Origin of the sequence: Rhodococcus sp. D-6 (genome assembly GCF_040256695.1) — a bacterium.
In the GTDB taxonomy this organism is placed as follows: domain Bacteria; phylum Actinomycetota; class Actinomycetes; order Mycobacteriales; family Mycobacteriaceae; genus Rhodococcus; species Rhodococcus pyridinivorans.
In genome coordinates this window covers 1,500,651-1,513,119 of sequence record NZ_CP132970.1, presented here as the reverse complement: position 1 = coordinate 1,513,119, position 12,469 = coordinate 1,500,651, and the positions used below count along the sequence as shown (strand labels likewise).

The window sequence follows — 12,469 nt, the reverse complement described above, 5'->3', positions numbered from 1 at the left end:
CTGCGCCGCGGACCTACGATCCGGAAGATGACGAGGCTTCGGGTATCCAGACTCATCGTCGGCGCCGCGACCGCGGTCGGGCTGCTGCTGGGCACGAGCCCCGCGGCAGCGGCACCGGCACCGGGCGCGCGGGTGACCGCGTCGCCGGACGGTTTCGCGCTCGACGGTCGGGCCTGGTGGCCCACCGGGTTCAACGCCTACCAGCTCGCCACCGACTGGTCGGTGAACTGGGGATGCGGAGCGATGGTGGACCTCGACGCCTATTTCGGTACGTTGCCCCCGAATTCGCTCACCCGCTTCAATCTCTTCCAGGCGCTCGCCGTCAACCGGTTCACCGGGCAACTCGACTTCGGACCGATGGACGCGGTCTTCGCCGCGGCCGAAGCGCACGATCAGATGCTGCTGCCGGTCCTGGCACCACAGGACGGCGCGTGCGAGGACGAGGTCTTCAAGGGACGGCAATGGTACGTCGACGGGTGGACCGAATTCACCCCGGGACACGAACAGGTGGTGATGAGCTACCGGGACTGGATGCACACCGCCGTCGCCCGCTACCGGAACTCACCATCCCTCGCAGCATGGGAACTGGTCGGCGAACCGGAGACGAGTTCATGCACCGACCCCGCGTGCCACTGGTGGACCCGGTCGTGCGAGCCCGGCGCCGCGCAGGTGCTGCGCGACTTCTTCGACACGGCCGGAGCCGAACTGCGCGCCGTCGACCCACACACCCTGATCACGGCCGGCTACACCGGGGGCGGTCAGTGCGGCACCCAAGGTGACGAGTACCAGTTCGTCAGCGCCTCCCCCTATGTCGATGCCGTGCAGTACCACGACTACGGCGCCGACGGCCTGCCGTTGCCCGGCGATCAGTGGAACGGTCTCGCCCGGCGGGTCGCGCAAGCCGCAGCCGTCGGAAAGCCGTTGCTCGTGGCGGAGATCGGTGAGCTCGCCGGGTCCTGCGGGTCGCTCGGTGACCGCGCCGACCACATCACCACAAAGATCGAGGGCCAACGCGCCGCCGGCACCGCAGGTGCACTGCTGTGGGCGTTCGTGCCCGACCCGCGGGAAGCCGACTGTACCTACGACATCGGATTCGACGACCCGTTGTGGGATGTGGTCGAGGACCTCGGATCCCTCGAACCCTCCACCCTCCCGAACGCGCAGTTCTCTCCGTAAGAGCAGTCCTCACACATCGACGGTGAATCCGAGATCCACATCGCACGCGGCCTGCCCGGCGCGGATCCCCCAGCTCTCGGTCGGGATGTCGCGCACGATCACGGTCACGTGGTCGGCAGGAATCGCGAATGCGCCGAGCCGCTCGGTGATCTCGCGGTAGAGGCGCCGCTTGGCGTCCACGCTGCGCCCGGCGAAGCAGTCGACGATCACGAGGGTGTAGAGCTCGGGCGATGTCAGGGTCGGCGGCACCGCGAAGCGTTCGGGTTCGTGAACCACGAGCCGGATGTGCTTGTCGGCCTCCGGAATCCGGAAGGCAGCGACGAGCGCGTCGTGGACGGCGTCGATCATGCCGGTCTCGACCTCGCGGTCGTGGCGGGTGCGAACCTCGATGAGCGTGCTGGGCATCCGACACTTCTACCCGTCGGAGAACCCCTGTGCAACCTCGTGGGGCAGGGCGTCACCCATCCGCCGCGCCGGTCCCCAATCGGTCGCCGTCGCGGATCGGGAGCGCACGTAGTTCGGCAATGCGTTCATCAGCCGTGCCTGCCGTGCCTCGACCGCTCTGATCGAGTGTTCCGCGGCGGGCCAGTGCTGGGCGAGCAGTTCGTAGGCCACACGGCCGAAGAACATGCCGTCGATGCCGGCGAGGACGTCGGCCATGTGATCGTCGAGGTCGTCGTCCGCGACATCGGTGTGCGGGCACGAATGTCGTCCGACGATCGGCGGCCCCAGCAGGCATGCCGGCGATTCTCCGGTGTCGCCGCAGGTTGCCCACGCACACCCGGCCCACGAGCGCGGGATGCATCAGATGTCCGGGCGGATCCATCAGGCTGCTGACCCGAAGGAAACGGTCGACGACCACTGGATCGTTCTCGGCCGCGGCCAGGACCCGCGCCACTTACGCGTTGCCGAGTCGCGTCTGCACGCTGCGGGGTCCTTCGACTTCGGGCAGCGCGAGGTCGGAGCCGATCGCGAACTGCCACGCAACACCGATCGGTTTCTTCGCGGCCCGGAAGAACCTGCGGGACAGGTCGTCCTCGCCGAGGGATTCGGCGGTCCGGAGCGCGGCCACCACGTGGTCGGGTGCGTACGCCTCCACGGCGAAGATCATGCCGCCCAGGCTCGGTGGCGGTTCGCGACCGGCCCTCGCAGCGACCGTGAACAGCCACATATCGTTCTTGTAGCCGAACAGCGCCATGCCCGCCGGACGTCCCGACACAACACCGATCAACACCATCTTCTCCATCGGTGTGCCCGGCGCGAGTCGTAGCAGCCGGCTGCGGTACACGACGTGGACGACGACGTGCTCTTCGACCGGTCGTCGGTAGCCGAGTTTCTCTAGACCCGCCGGGGTGCGGGCGCCCCGTCCCATCGCGTCGACCACCAGATCGGCCGTCATGATCCGAACACCGTCGCGGCTGCCCACCTGCACCCCGGTGCCCCGGCGGCGGTCGGGTGTCGTCGTCAGGTCGCCGACGTTGTGTCCGTCGAGGAGGGTGATGTTCGGGATGGCGCGGACGCGTCGCCGGACATGGTGTTCGAGCAGCGGCCGACTCGGCACGTAGGTGGCTCGACGGTCGCGGAAGCGACGGTTCTCTGCACCGGACGGGAGGACGTCGCGTTCGACGACCGTCACCGCGTCGTAGGACTCTGCCGGCGCACGGGCCGCGAGCAGACCACCGACGCTCGCGCCCAGAACGATTGCATGGTCCCCGATCTTGTCCATCTCGTCATCTCCGTCGTCCGGTCGACTGTCGCACTCCGTGCCTGTACACGAAGTCTGTGGTGGCGATCGCCGAGGGTCGCGAGTAGCGCACTACTCGATTCGGAATCCGGTTGACCGGCCGCGGCGGCACTGCTTCGATCGGTGCCATGAGCGACCGCACGCGCCTGACCCGCAAACCCGAACGCGGCACCGACGATCCGGCGGTGCTGCACCGGCTTCTCGACGAGGCCCGCATCGCGCACGTGGGTTTCGTCCGCGAAGGATCGCCTGTGGTGCTGCCGATGGCGATGGGCCGCGACGGGGACCGGTTACTGCTGCACGGCTCGACCGGCGCCGGCATGTTTCTCGACGCGCGGTCCGGGATCGAGGTGTCGGTCGCGGTGACGCATCTCGACGGGCTCGTCTTCGCCCGGTCGGCCTTCGACCACAGCATGAACTACCGCAGTGCGGTGTTGTTCGGTGTGGCCACACCGGTCGCGCCGGGCGAGAAGGAACACGCATTGAAGGTGGTGACGGAGCATCTGATTCCCGGTCGGTGGGACGAGGTCCGGTCGCCGACACCGAAGGAACTGGCCGCCACCACCGTCCTGGAAGTGCCGCTCACCGAGGTGAGCGTAAAGGTCCGGGCGGCCGGACCGGGAGAGGACGCCGGGGACGGTGAAGACCACTCCGTGTGGGCGGGAGTGGTGCCGTTGCGGACCGTCGCCGACGATCCGATCCCGTCACCGATCACCGGGTCCTCGACCGCGTTGCCACGCTCCGTGCGCGCATTTCTGTGACATCGAACGGGCTGTCCGTTGTGACATCGAAGGGGCTTTCCGTCGTGTCCGCCCCCGAATCCGACATCGGTGATGAAAGGATGCCCGCGTCGAAGGAACAGATCGGAGTCGCCGCGAGTGCCATCAACGTCCGTGTCCGTGAAAGCCGCACGCAAGCGGCTCGGTGAGCTGGTCCGGGAGGTCAACGACGAGACCGTCGCCGTCGAGATCGTCGGCAAACGCGGCACGGGCGTCCTGATCTCCAAGGACCGCTATGCGGCGCTGCAGGAGGCAACCTTCCTGCTCCGCTCCCCCGAACTAATGGACAGCCTGCGCCGGGAGATGCAACGTTCGCTCGAGGCCGCCGCGTCGACGGGCCGGCGGCAGCCGTCGGCTGCTCGCCGGCGCGCGAAGAACAAGAAGAAGCGCAAGAAACGGCGTCGCGCCCGTTGACCGTCTCCATCCCGTACATCTGCACACCGCCGCCGAGCACTGCGGCCGGGCGGTGCAGATGCCGTAAGTCTCGCCGCGAGGCGGTGAAAGCGGTCGTCCAGCTCGCCGATCCCGACTGGTCCAGAATCGACCGAGACCGGTGTTGTTCGCGAAATCCGTTGGGAACTCGCGAACAACACCGGTCTCGATTCGTCAGGATCGGGCGGTCAGGTGCCGCAGAAGGTCCGGAAGGACTCGGCGAACGAACGCGGTGCGGGCGAGGCATATTCGTTCCACTCGGCACGCGCATCGAAGGGATGCGTGACGACGTCGAGCAGCCTCGCGAACGGCTCGAGGTCGCCGCCGGTCGCCGCCTTCAGCGCGGCGTCGACCTGATGATTGCGCGGGATGTACAGCGGGTTGACGCGGTCCATCGCCTCCGCCCTCTCCCCTGCTGCCCGGTCGTCCCGCTCGGCCGCGGCGTGCCAGCGTTCGAGCCACGGCGCCGAGCGCTCACGCGGCACGAGTCCGTCGAGGGGTGCCGGATTGCCGCGCAGTTCGTCGGCGAGGGCACGGAAGGTCACCGTCCAGTCGGCGCGGTGCTCTTCCAGCAGCGTCAGCAGATCGTCGACCAGTTCCTGATCGAGAGAGTCCTCCGGGAGACCGAGTTTGGCGGCCAGACCGGACCGGTAGTGACGCTCGTAGCGGGTGTCGAAACTGTCCAGAACAGCGGTGACCGCGGCGATCGCCGCATCCGGAGTCGAATCGACGAGTCTGAGCAGGGTTTCGGCGAAACGCGCCAGATTCCACTTCAGGACGGCGGGCTGGTTGCCGAACGCATAGCGCCCGCTGTGGTCGATGGAACTGAACACCGCCGCCGGATCGAAGGCGTCGACGAAGGCGCACGGACCATAGTCGATGGTCTGCCCCGAGATGGTGGTGTTGTCGGTGTTCATCACCCCGTGGACGAAACCGACGAGCATCCACTGCGCCACCAGCGACGCCTGCGCTTCGACCACGGCGGTGAACAAGCCGAGGTAGCGGTTGTTCTCGCCGGTCTCCGGCAGGTCGAGCAGATCCGGATAGTGCCGGGCGATCGCGTGGTCGGCCAGTGCGCGCACGACCTCTCCCTGCCGCGCCGCGAACTCGAAGGTCCCTACCCGCAGGTGGCTGGCTGCGACACGCGCCAGCACCGCGCCGGGTTCGGCGCCCTCGCGGTAGACCGGCCGACCGGTCGCCACCACCGACAACGAACGGGTGGTCGGAATGCCGAGCGCGTGCATGGCCTCGCTCACCAGATACTCGCGCAGCATCGGCCCGACGACCGCGAAGCCGTCCCCACCCCGGGAGAAGGGAGTGGGACCCGAACCCTTGAGATGCAGATCGACGCGGCCACCGTCCGCGTCGACGAGTTCACCGAGCAACAACGCCCGACCGTCGCCGAGCAGCGGAGCGTATCCGCCGAATTGATGTCCGGCATAGGCCATCGCGACCGGCTTGGCACCCGCCGGCACCTCCGCGCCGGCCAGGACGGCGACGCCGTCGGCGCTGCGCAACGCCGCCACGTCCAGTCCCAGCGACACCGCGAGGTCCTCGTTGAGCGCGAGCAGTTCCGGGTCGGGGGCCTCGGCGCCCTGCCACGGCACCGACAATCCGCTCAATTCGTCAGCGAAGGAACTGCCGAGACCGGATATCGTGGTGTTCGTGCCGACGGGGAAATCCGGAATCGCAGTCATCCTTCGAGGGTAACCGTGTGAGACCGACGCATGTCGCGGGCGAGGAGCACGCCGGTGGAGCCCGGTCACCGGCGGCGCATCATTCCGTCCCGGACCGGGTATCCGCCCCCGTGCACACCGACCCGGACGATCCTCGCCGTCCCATCCGGCGGATCCAGGTCCGCGACGTCGCCGAGCACCTCCGCGATGTCCTGCGATCCGGACCAGCGGACCGGCACGACCATGTGATCACCGGCATCAGCGACGATTCCCGGACGGTGCGCCCCGGCGATCTGTACGTAGCGCTACCCGGACACCACGCCCACGGCCTGGACTTCGAAGCCGAAGCCGCCGCCCATGGCGCGGTCGCGGTGCTCAGCGACCGGCCGTCGCGCCTGCTGCCCGCCTTCGTGGTCGATCGACCGCGCGACGTGGTCGGCCCGTTGGCGTCGTGGATCCTCGGGCATCCCTCCCACGACCTGCAGGTCCACGGCATCACCGGCACCAACGGCAAGACGAGCGCGACCTATCTCCTCGACACGGCACTCGCGGCCACCGGCGTGGTGACCGGCATGATCGGCGGGGTCGTCGTGCGCGGTCCGGCCGGCACACGACCCGCGACCCGCACCACTCCCGAGGCCTCGGTCGTGCACCGCACGCTTGCCGAGTTCCGTGACCAGGGCGTGCAGGCGGTGACGCTCGAGGTGTCCTCGCACGGCATCAGTCAGGGCCGCGTCGACGGTGTGCGGTTCCGTACCGTCGCCTTCACCAATCTCGGGCCCGACCACCTCGACTTCCACCACACGATGGAGCAGTACTTCGCCGCCAAGGCGGCACTGTTCACCGCCGACCGCACGCAGACGGCCGTGGTGAACATCGACGACGAGTACGGGCGACGTCTGGCGGCCTCCGTCGACGTGCCGCTGTGGACGCACTCGACCTGCGATGCCCGCGCCGACGTGTACGCGGACTCGATCCGGTGCGATCTCCACGGCACCTGCTTCACCGTGCACACGCCGGCCGGGAGTGCGCCGGTGCGACTGTCGCTGCTCGGACCACACCAGGTGGCCAATGCGCTGACGGCGCTCACCTCGGTGGCCGCCGTCGACGGCGACGTCCTGCAGGCCGCGGCGGGTCTGGAGACCCTCGCGGGTGTGCCCGGTCGGCTCGAACGCGTCGACGCCGGTGAGGGTGTTCTCGCGCTCGTGGACTACATGCACAACACGTCCGGGCAACGCGAACTGTTGCCCTTCCTCCGGTCGCTCGCCCCCGAGCGGCGACTGGTCCTCGTGATCAGCGCGACCGGAGAACGCGATCCCGGCAAGCGATTTCCGCTCGGGCACACCGCCGCGACCTACGCCGACGTGGTGGTCGTGACCGACGACAGTCCCCTCTCGGAGGACCCGCGTGTGCTCAGGGATGCGGTCGCCGAAGGTGCCTTCGCAGCGCGCAGCGCCCGCGTCGTCGTCGAGGCCGACCGACGTCGCGCGTTCGATATCGCCGTCGCCCACACCGGCCCCGGAGACGTCGTCGTCGTGGCCGGACGCGGATGCGAGCCACGCCTGGTCTCCGGGGACACGGTGCGGGTGTTCGACGACCGGGACGAACTGCGGCGCGCGCTGCACCGCACGCACCGGAGGTCCACCTCGCGCGTGCCCCGCTGCTGAGGACTGCCGGGTTCCTAGGCCTGCAGGCCGGGTTGCCCGGACAGGATCGTGAACGACGCCGCCGTCGACACCGGCGCGTCCGGTTCGGTGACCGTGTCGAGCACCCGGAAGTCGGCGTGCACGGCGTCCGGGGTGATCGTGGTACGCACGTAACCGCGCCGGTCGTTGTGGAACTTCAGGTGCGGGTTCGCCGGCATGTGGTCGACCTGCGTCGCACCGGTTCCGTTGCCGTTCGACGTGATCGACGTGCACACCAGTTCCGAACCCACTACCGGCGCGTCGGGATCGGTGAAGTCGACCTTGATGTCGTTGGCCCAGTGCCGGTGCACGTCGCCGGTGAGCACGACGGCGTTGCGTACCGGCGACTCCACCCAGCCCTGGGTGATCCGACGACGTGACGCCGCGTACCCGTCCCAGCCGTCCATACTCACCTCATCGGTGTCGGGGCTCGGGTCCTTGTCCTGTTCGGCGAAGAACACCTGCTGGCCGAGGAAGTCCCACTGTGCGGTGGAGGTGCGGAAACCGTCGAGCAGCCACTGTTCCTGTTCGGTTCCGGTGAGTGTTCGTGCCTCGTCGTGACGTTCGGCGACGTTCTTCTTCCACCCGTCGTCGGCGGCCTGGTCGTCGCGATACTGGCGGGTGTCGAGCATGTGGAAGTTGGCGAGATTCCCCCACTGGATCCGCCGGAAGATCTTCATGTCGTGCCCCCGCGGTGTCGACGAGGGTCGCAGCGGCATGTTCTCGTAGTAGGCCTGGAAGGCGGCGGCGCGGCGGGCGAGGAAGTTCTCGGTGGTCTCGTTGCTCTGAGCGGCATCGGTGTTCTCCGGAATCGTTCCGGCCCAGTTGTTGTCGACCTCGTGGTCGTCCCACACCACCAGCCACGGCGCGATCGCGTGCGCGGCCTGCAGATCGGCGTCGGCCTTGTACTGGGCGTGACGTTGCCGGTAATTCGCCAGGGTGACCGTCTCGGGTCCGTCGAGCGAGCGGACGAGACCGGTGTCGCTGGTGTAACCGCCGCTGGTGTACTCGTACAGGTAATCCCCTAGGTGCAGAACGAGATCAGGGTTGTCCTCCGCCATGCGCCGGTAGGCGGTGAACCAGCCGTGTTCGTACTGCGCGCAGCTCGCGAACGCCATCGTCAAAGCCGCCGCGGTCTCGGTGGCCGACGGTGTCGTCAGTGCCCGCCCCACCGCACTCATGTGGTCGCCGGTACGGAACCGGTAGAAGTACTCCCGGCCCGGACGCAGCCCGAACAGTTCGACGTGCACGGAGTGGGCGCTGTCGGGGACGGCTCGTTCCTCACCGCGTGCGACGACGCGAGTCATCTTCTCGTCCTCCGCGACCTCCCACTGCACGGTGACGGGACGGTTCGGCATGCCGCCGAGTCCGTCCTCGGCGAGCGGGTCGAGCGCGAGGCGGGTCCAGATCACGAATCCGTCCGGCGCCGGGTCGCCCGAGGCAACACCCAGCAGGAAGGGGTCGCCCTTCACTCCCGGCGCGTCGGCGCGCGCGTATCCGGTGACACCGACGGAGGTGGCTGCGGTGACGACAGTGATTCCGAGTCCGGCCGAAAGGAACGATCTACGTGACAAAGGCATGGCCACGGAAGGTAGTGGCCGAATCTCCTTCGCACGGACTACGTTACCGAACGTAGGAAGAACACTCGGAAACATTTGGGGATACGCCGACAGGGGTCGGCAGCACCGCATCGAGGTCTACGATGAGGAGGGGCCTCGAACGGAGGAGACTGTCATGGTTTTTCCCGCACTCACCCATGTCGCCGTCACCGTCTCGGATCTGGCTGCGAGCACCGCCTGGTACTCGAACCTCTTCGACGCCACACCCGTCCTCGACGAGGACGACGAATCCGGCACCTTCCACCACGCGGTCTTCGCACTCGACGGCGGCACCCTGTTCGGCCTGCACACCCACCCCGGTTCGCCGGCGCAGACGTCCTTCGACGAACGGAACACCGGGCTCGACCACATCGCGTTCGGTTGCACCGCCGACGAGCTCGGGAAGTGGCGCGACCGGCTCGACAGTCTGGGTATCCGACACGGGGACATCAAGAACGCCTCGTACGGTTCCGGGCTGTCGTTCCGCGATCCCGACAACATCGCGCTCGAATTCTTCGCGCCGCCGAGCTGATCGCCTTCGCACACCGGCGGAGATCCACCGCGACTATATCCCCAAGTAGACGAGAGTCGCGTGTGCACATCTCGCCGTTACGCCTCGGCGTGCCGCGACGAGATGTGCACTCACGAACCGGGATTCAGCGCAGGTTCACACCGAGCAGAGTGTCGACGACGTCGGCGAACAGGGCCGGCGCCGCAGCGTCGTCGCCGCCGCGCTCGACCGCGAAGCGCGCCCACCCATCGAGGGCGTCGAGGGCCTTCGGGGTGTCGAGGTCGTCGGCGAGATGCTGGCGCAGGCGCGCGACCGTGTCCTCGGCGGAGGCGGCCGACGGCAGCGCCGCCGCCTGCTTCCACAACGCCAGTCGCGCCTCGGCGGCGGCGAGGACCTCGGACGTCCACGGACGGTCGACGCGGTAGTGCCCCGACAACAGCCCGAGCCGGATGGCGGCGGGGTCGACGCCCTCACCGCGCAGCTTGGAGACGAACACCAGATTGCCGCGCGACTTCGACATCTTCTCGCCGTCGAGGCCGATCATGCCGGTGTGCACGTAGTGCCGAGCGAAACGCCGGTCGCCGGTGACGGCTTCGGCGTGCGCGGCGGAATACTCGTGGTGCGGGAAGATCAGGTCGCTGCCGCCACCCTGCACGTCGAAGCCGGAGCCGATGCGGTTGAGGGCGATGGCCGCGCACTCGATGTGCCAGCCGGGGCGTCCGGCACCGAAGGGCGACGGCCAGGCCGGTTCGCCGGGACGCTCCGCGCGCCACAGCAGGGCGTCGAGCGGGTCGCGCTTGCCGGGGCGCTCCGGGTCGCCGCCGCGCTCGGCGAAGAACCGCATCATCGTGTCGTGGTCGTAGCCGGACTCGTAACCGAACTGCTCGGTGGCGTCGGTCCGGAAGTAGACATCCGGGTACTCGGCGTCGTCGACGATGTAGGCGGCACCGGAGGCGACGAGCTTCTCGACGAGTTCGACGACCTCGTTCACCGATTCGACGGCACCGATGTAGTCGCGCGGCGGCAGCACGCGCAGCGCCTCCATGTCCTCGCGGAACAGGGCCGTCTCGCGCGTACCGAGGACGACCCAGTCCTCACCGTCGCGCTCGGCGCGTTCGAACAGCGGGTCGTCGACGTCGGTGACGTTCTGCACGTAGTGGACGTCGTGGCCGGCGTCGCGCCAGATGCGGTTGACCAGATCGAAGGTCAGGTAGGTGGCGGCGTGGCCGAGGTGCGTGGCGTCGTAGGGGGTGATGCCGCACACGTACATCGTTGCCGTGTCGCCCGGGGTGACCGGACGCACCGCTCGGTCCGCGGTGTCGAACAACCGCAACGGAGGCCCCTGACCGGGGACGGACGGGATCGCGACGTCGGACCAAGATTGCATGACTACGAGCCTAATGGAGTCGCGGGAGTGCTCCGCGCGGGCACCCGGGCGTGCGGCAGGCGAACGGCCGCGGCCTCAGAAGGCGGGCCAGGGAATGCGCCGGTCTCCGCGCGGATGCGGCATCACGGGGTGTTCGAGCAAGCGGGTGATCCTGCGCTGCAGGGCACGCACCTCGATGGCGGTGATGTGCTCGCACAGCTCCTCGGCGAAGCCGCCGTCGAACCGCCGCAGCAGCTTGTCGAGGTCGGCGAGGAGGACCGGGTCGACCGGGTCGCCGCTCCACCCCCACAGCACGGTGCGCAGCTTGTCGTCCTGGTGCAGGCAGATGCCGTGATCGACGCCGTAGACGTGTCCGTCGAGACCTTCGAGGACGTGGCCTCCCTTGCGGTCGGCGTTGTTGAGGACGACGTCGAGCACCGCCATGCGCTGCAGGCGCGGATCGTCGGCGTGGACGAGCACCACCTCGGCGCCGTCCAGATCGCGGGCACGCAGGATCGGCAGCCACCCCTGCGCAACCGCACCGGCCGGGCACAGGTCCACCAGATCCAGGCGTTCCGTTCCGCCCTGCGCGGAGTCGACCGTGTCGATCCAGCGCTGCACCATGCCGGGACCGTACGGACCGTCGCGCAGCACGGTGAGCGGGATGACGTCCCAGCCGAGCGCCTCGGAGATCAGGTACGAGGCGACCTCGCGTCCGGCGAGGGTGCCGTCGGGGAAGTCCCACAACGGCCGCTCCCCGCGGACGGGTTTGTAGACGCACCGCACCTCGGTGTCGCCGAGCTGCGCGTCGCACACGAGGGTCGCGTTGCTTGCGTGTGCGATCTGCCCGACGACGTCGAGGTCGCCGTCGGTCAGCACACTCTGCACGTCCGGCACCGTCACGCGGTCAGCTTTCTTCCTCGCCGAACCACGCGGCCGGATCGAATCCGGGGGTACGCAGGTAACCGTTGGTGCGGACGCAGATGTGTCCGTCGGCGCCGATCGGTTCGCCGCACAGCGGGCAGGGCGCGCGCCCGGCCGAGACGACGAGTTCGGAACGGGCCGCGAATTCGCGGGCCTGCACCGGTGTGAGGAATACCCGCACCGCGTCGGGACCTTCCTCGGTGTCGTCGAGCACCACGGACTCGTCGAGTTCGGTGTCGGTGACCGCGAGCAGCTCCACCACCACCGATCCGGCGTCGGCGTCCCAGCCCAGACCCATGGTGCCGACCCGGAACTCGGCCTCGATCGGTGTCACCAACGGGCTGACGTCGACCTCGGGGTCGTCGGGGATCACGGTGCCGAAGCGGCGCTGTACCTCTTCGAGCAACAGCCCCATCCGGTCGGCCAGGATCTGCACCTGCTGCTTCTCCAGAAGCACGCTCACCACACGGGACTCGTGCACGGCCTGCAGGTAGAACACCCGGTCGCCCGGTTCACCGACAGTGCCGGCGATGAACCGATCAGGTGTTCGAAACACGTGTATCGCGCGGGCCATCACA

General features: G+C 68.5%; 13 protein-coding genes. 5 read left to right on the top strand and 8 right to left on the bottom strand.

Features of this window, described 5'->3' with window-relative positions; all coding sequences use genetic code 11:
* The first annotated feature begins 27 nt into the window (after nt 1–27).
* Nucleotides 28–1,176, top strand: a complete 1,149-nt coding sequence (locus tag RBB84_RS07150; RefSeq protein ID WP_064255575.1) for a hypothetical protein — start codon at nt 28–30, stop codon at nt 1,174–1,176.
* Between the two features lie 9 nt (nt 1,177–1,185).
* On the opposite strand, the gene RBB84_RS07145 is transcribed toward RBB84_RS07150, so the two are convergent.
* The 3 genes from RBB84_RS07145 to RBB84_RS07135 form a co-directional block, all read right to left on the bottom strand.
* Nucleotides 1,186–1,581 carry a tautomerase family protein gene (locus RBB84_RS07145; protein WP_024100872.1) on the bottom strand — a complete coding sequence of 132 codons (396 nt, stop codon included), beginning with the start codon at nt 1,579–1,581 and terminating at the stop codon, nt 1,186–1,188.
* Nucleotides 1,582–1,590: 9 nt separating this feature from the next.
* Nucleotides 1,591–1,836: a hypothetical protein gene (locus RBB84_RS07140; RefSeq protein WP_064255574.1), complete on the bottom strand. Its 246-nt coding sequence runs from the start codon at nt 1,834–1,836 to the stop codon at nt 1,591–1,593.
* 238 nt (nt 1,837–2,074) lie between these two features.
* On the bottom strand, nt 2,075–2,902 hold the full coding sequence (locus RBB84_RS07135; protein WP_064255573.1) for a hypothetical protein: 828 nt from the start codon (nt 2,900–2,902) through the stop codon (nt 2,075–2,077).
* Nucleotides 2,903–3,048: 146 nt separating this feature from the next.
* Between RBB84_RS07135 and RBB84_RS07130 the strand changes: the two genes are divergently transcribed.
* On the top strand, nt 3,049–3,681 hold the full coding sequence (locus tag RBB84_RS07130) for a pyridoxamine 5'-phosphate oxidase family protein (protein WP_006551988.1): 633 nt from the start codon (nt 3,049–3,051) through the stop codon (nt 3,679–3,681).
* A 138-nt stretch (nt 3,682–3,819) separates the two neighbouring features.
* Nucleotides 3,820–4,113, top strand: a complete 294-nt coding sequence (locus tag RBB84_RS07125) for a type II toxin-antitoxin system prevent-host-death family antitoxin (RefSeq protein ID WP_231911935.1) — start codon at nt 3,820–3,822, stop codon at nt 4,111–4,113.
* A 206-nt stretch (nt 4,114–4,319) separates the two neighbouring features.
* On the opposite strand, the gene RBB84_RS07120 is transcribed toward RBB84_RS07125, so the two are convergent.
* Entirely contained in the window at nt 4,320–5,828 is a 1,509-nt protein-coding gene (locus tag RBB84_RS07120) for a protein adenylyltransferase SelO (protein ID WP_064255571.1), read from the bottom strand.
* Between the two features lie 17 nt (nt 5,829–5,845).
* Here RBB84_RS07120 and RBB84_RS07115 point away from each other — a divergent pair, with 17 nt between their 5' ends.
* On the top strand, nt 5,846–7,474 hold the full coding sequence (locus tag RBB84_RS07115; protein WP_231911934.1) for a UDP-N-acetylmuramoyl-L-alanyl-D-glutamate--2,6-diaminopimelate ligase: 1,629 nt from the start codon (nt 5,846–5,848) through the stop codon (nt 7,472–7,474).
* 14 nt (nt 7,475–7,488) lie between these two features.
* On the opposite strand, the gene RBB84_RS07110 is transcribed toward RBB84_RS07115, so the two are convergent.
* Complete coding sequence (locus RBB84_RS07110) at nt 7,489–9,072, bottom strand: alkaline phosphatase D family protein (protein WP_064255570.1); 1,584 nt, start codon at nt 9,070–9,072, stop codon at nt 7,489–7,491.
* A gap of 154 nt (nt 9,073–9,226) precedes the next feature.
* On the opposite strand from RBB84_RS07110, the gene RBB84_RS07105 reads away from it, so the two are divergent.
* Nucleotides 9,227–9,622 carry a VOC family protein gene (locus RBB84_RS07105; RefSeq protein WP_024100863.1) on the top strand — a complete coding sequence of 132 codons (396 nt, stop codon included), beginning with the start codon at nt 9,227–9,229 and terminating at the stop codon, nt 9,620–9,622.
* 124 nt (nt 9,623–9,746) lie between these two features.
* Here the strand turns inward: RBB84_RS07105 and mshC are convergent, their stop codons facing one another.
* The 3 genes from mshC to RBB84_RS07090 form a co-directional block, all read right to left on the bottom strand.
* Nucleotides 9,747–10,988 carry a cysteine--1-D-myo-inosityl 2-amino-2-deoxy-alpha-D-glucopyranoside ligase gene (mshC, locus tag RBB84_RS07100; RefSeq protein ID WP_064255569.1) on the bottom strand — a complete coding sequence of 414 codons (1,242 nt, stop codon included), beginning with the start codon at nt 10,986–10,988 and terminating at the stop codon, nt 9,747–9,749.
* A 75-nt stretch (nt 10,989–11,063) separates the two neighbouring features.
* Nucleotides 11,064–11,870: an SCO1664 family protein gene (locus tag RBB84_RS07095; protein ID WP_064255568.1), complete on the bottom strand. Its 807-nt coding sequence runs from the start codon at nt 11,868–11,870 to the stop codon at nt 11,064–11,066.
* Between the two features lie 4 nt (nt 11,871–11,874).
* Nucleotides 11,875–12,465, bottom strand: a complete 591-nt coding sequence (locus RBB84_RS07090; protein ID WP_006551966.1) for a DUF3090 domain-containing protein — start codon at nt 12,463–12,465, stop codon at nt 11,875–11,877.
* Nucleotides 12,466–12,469 lie beyond the last annotated feature (4 nt).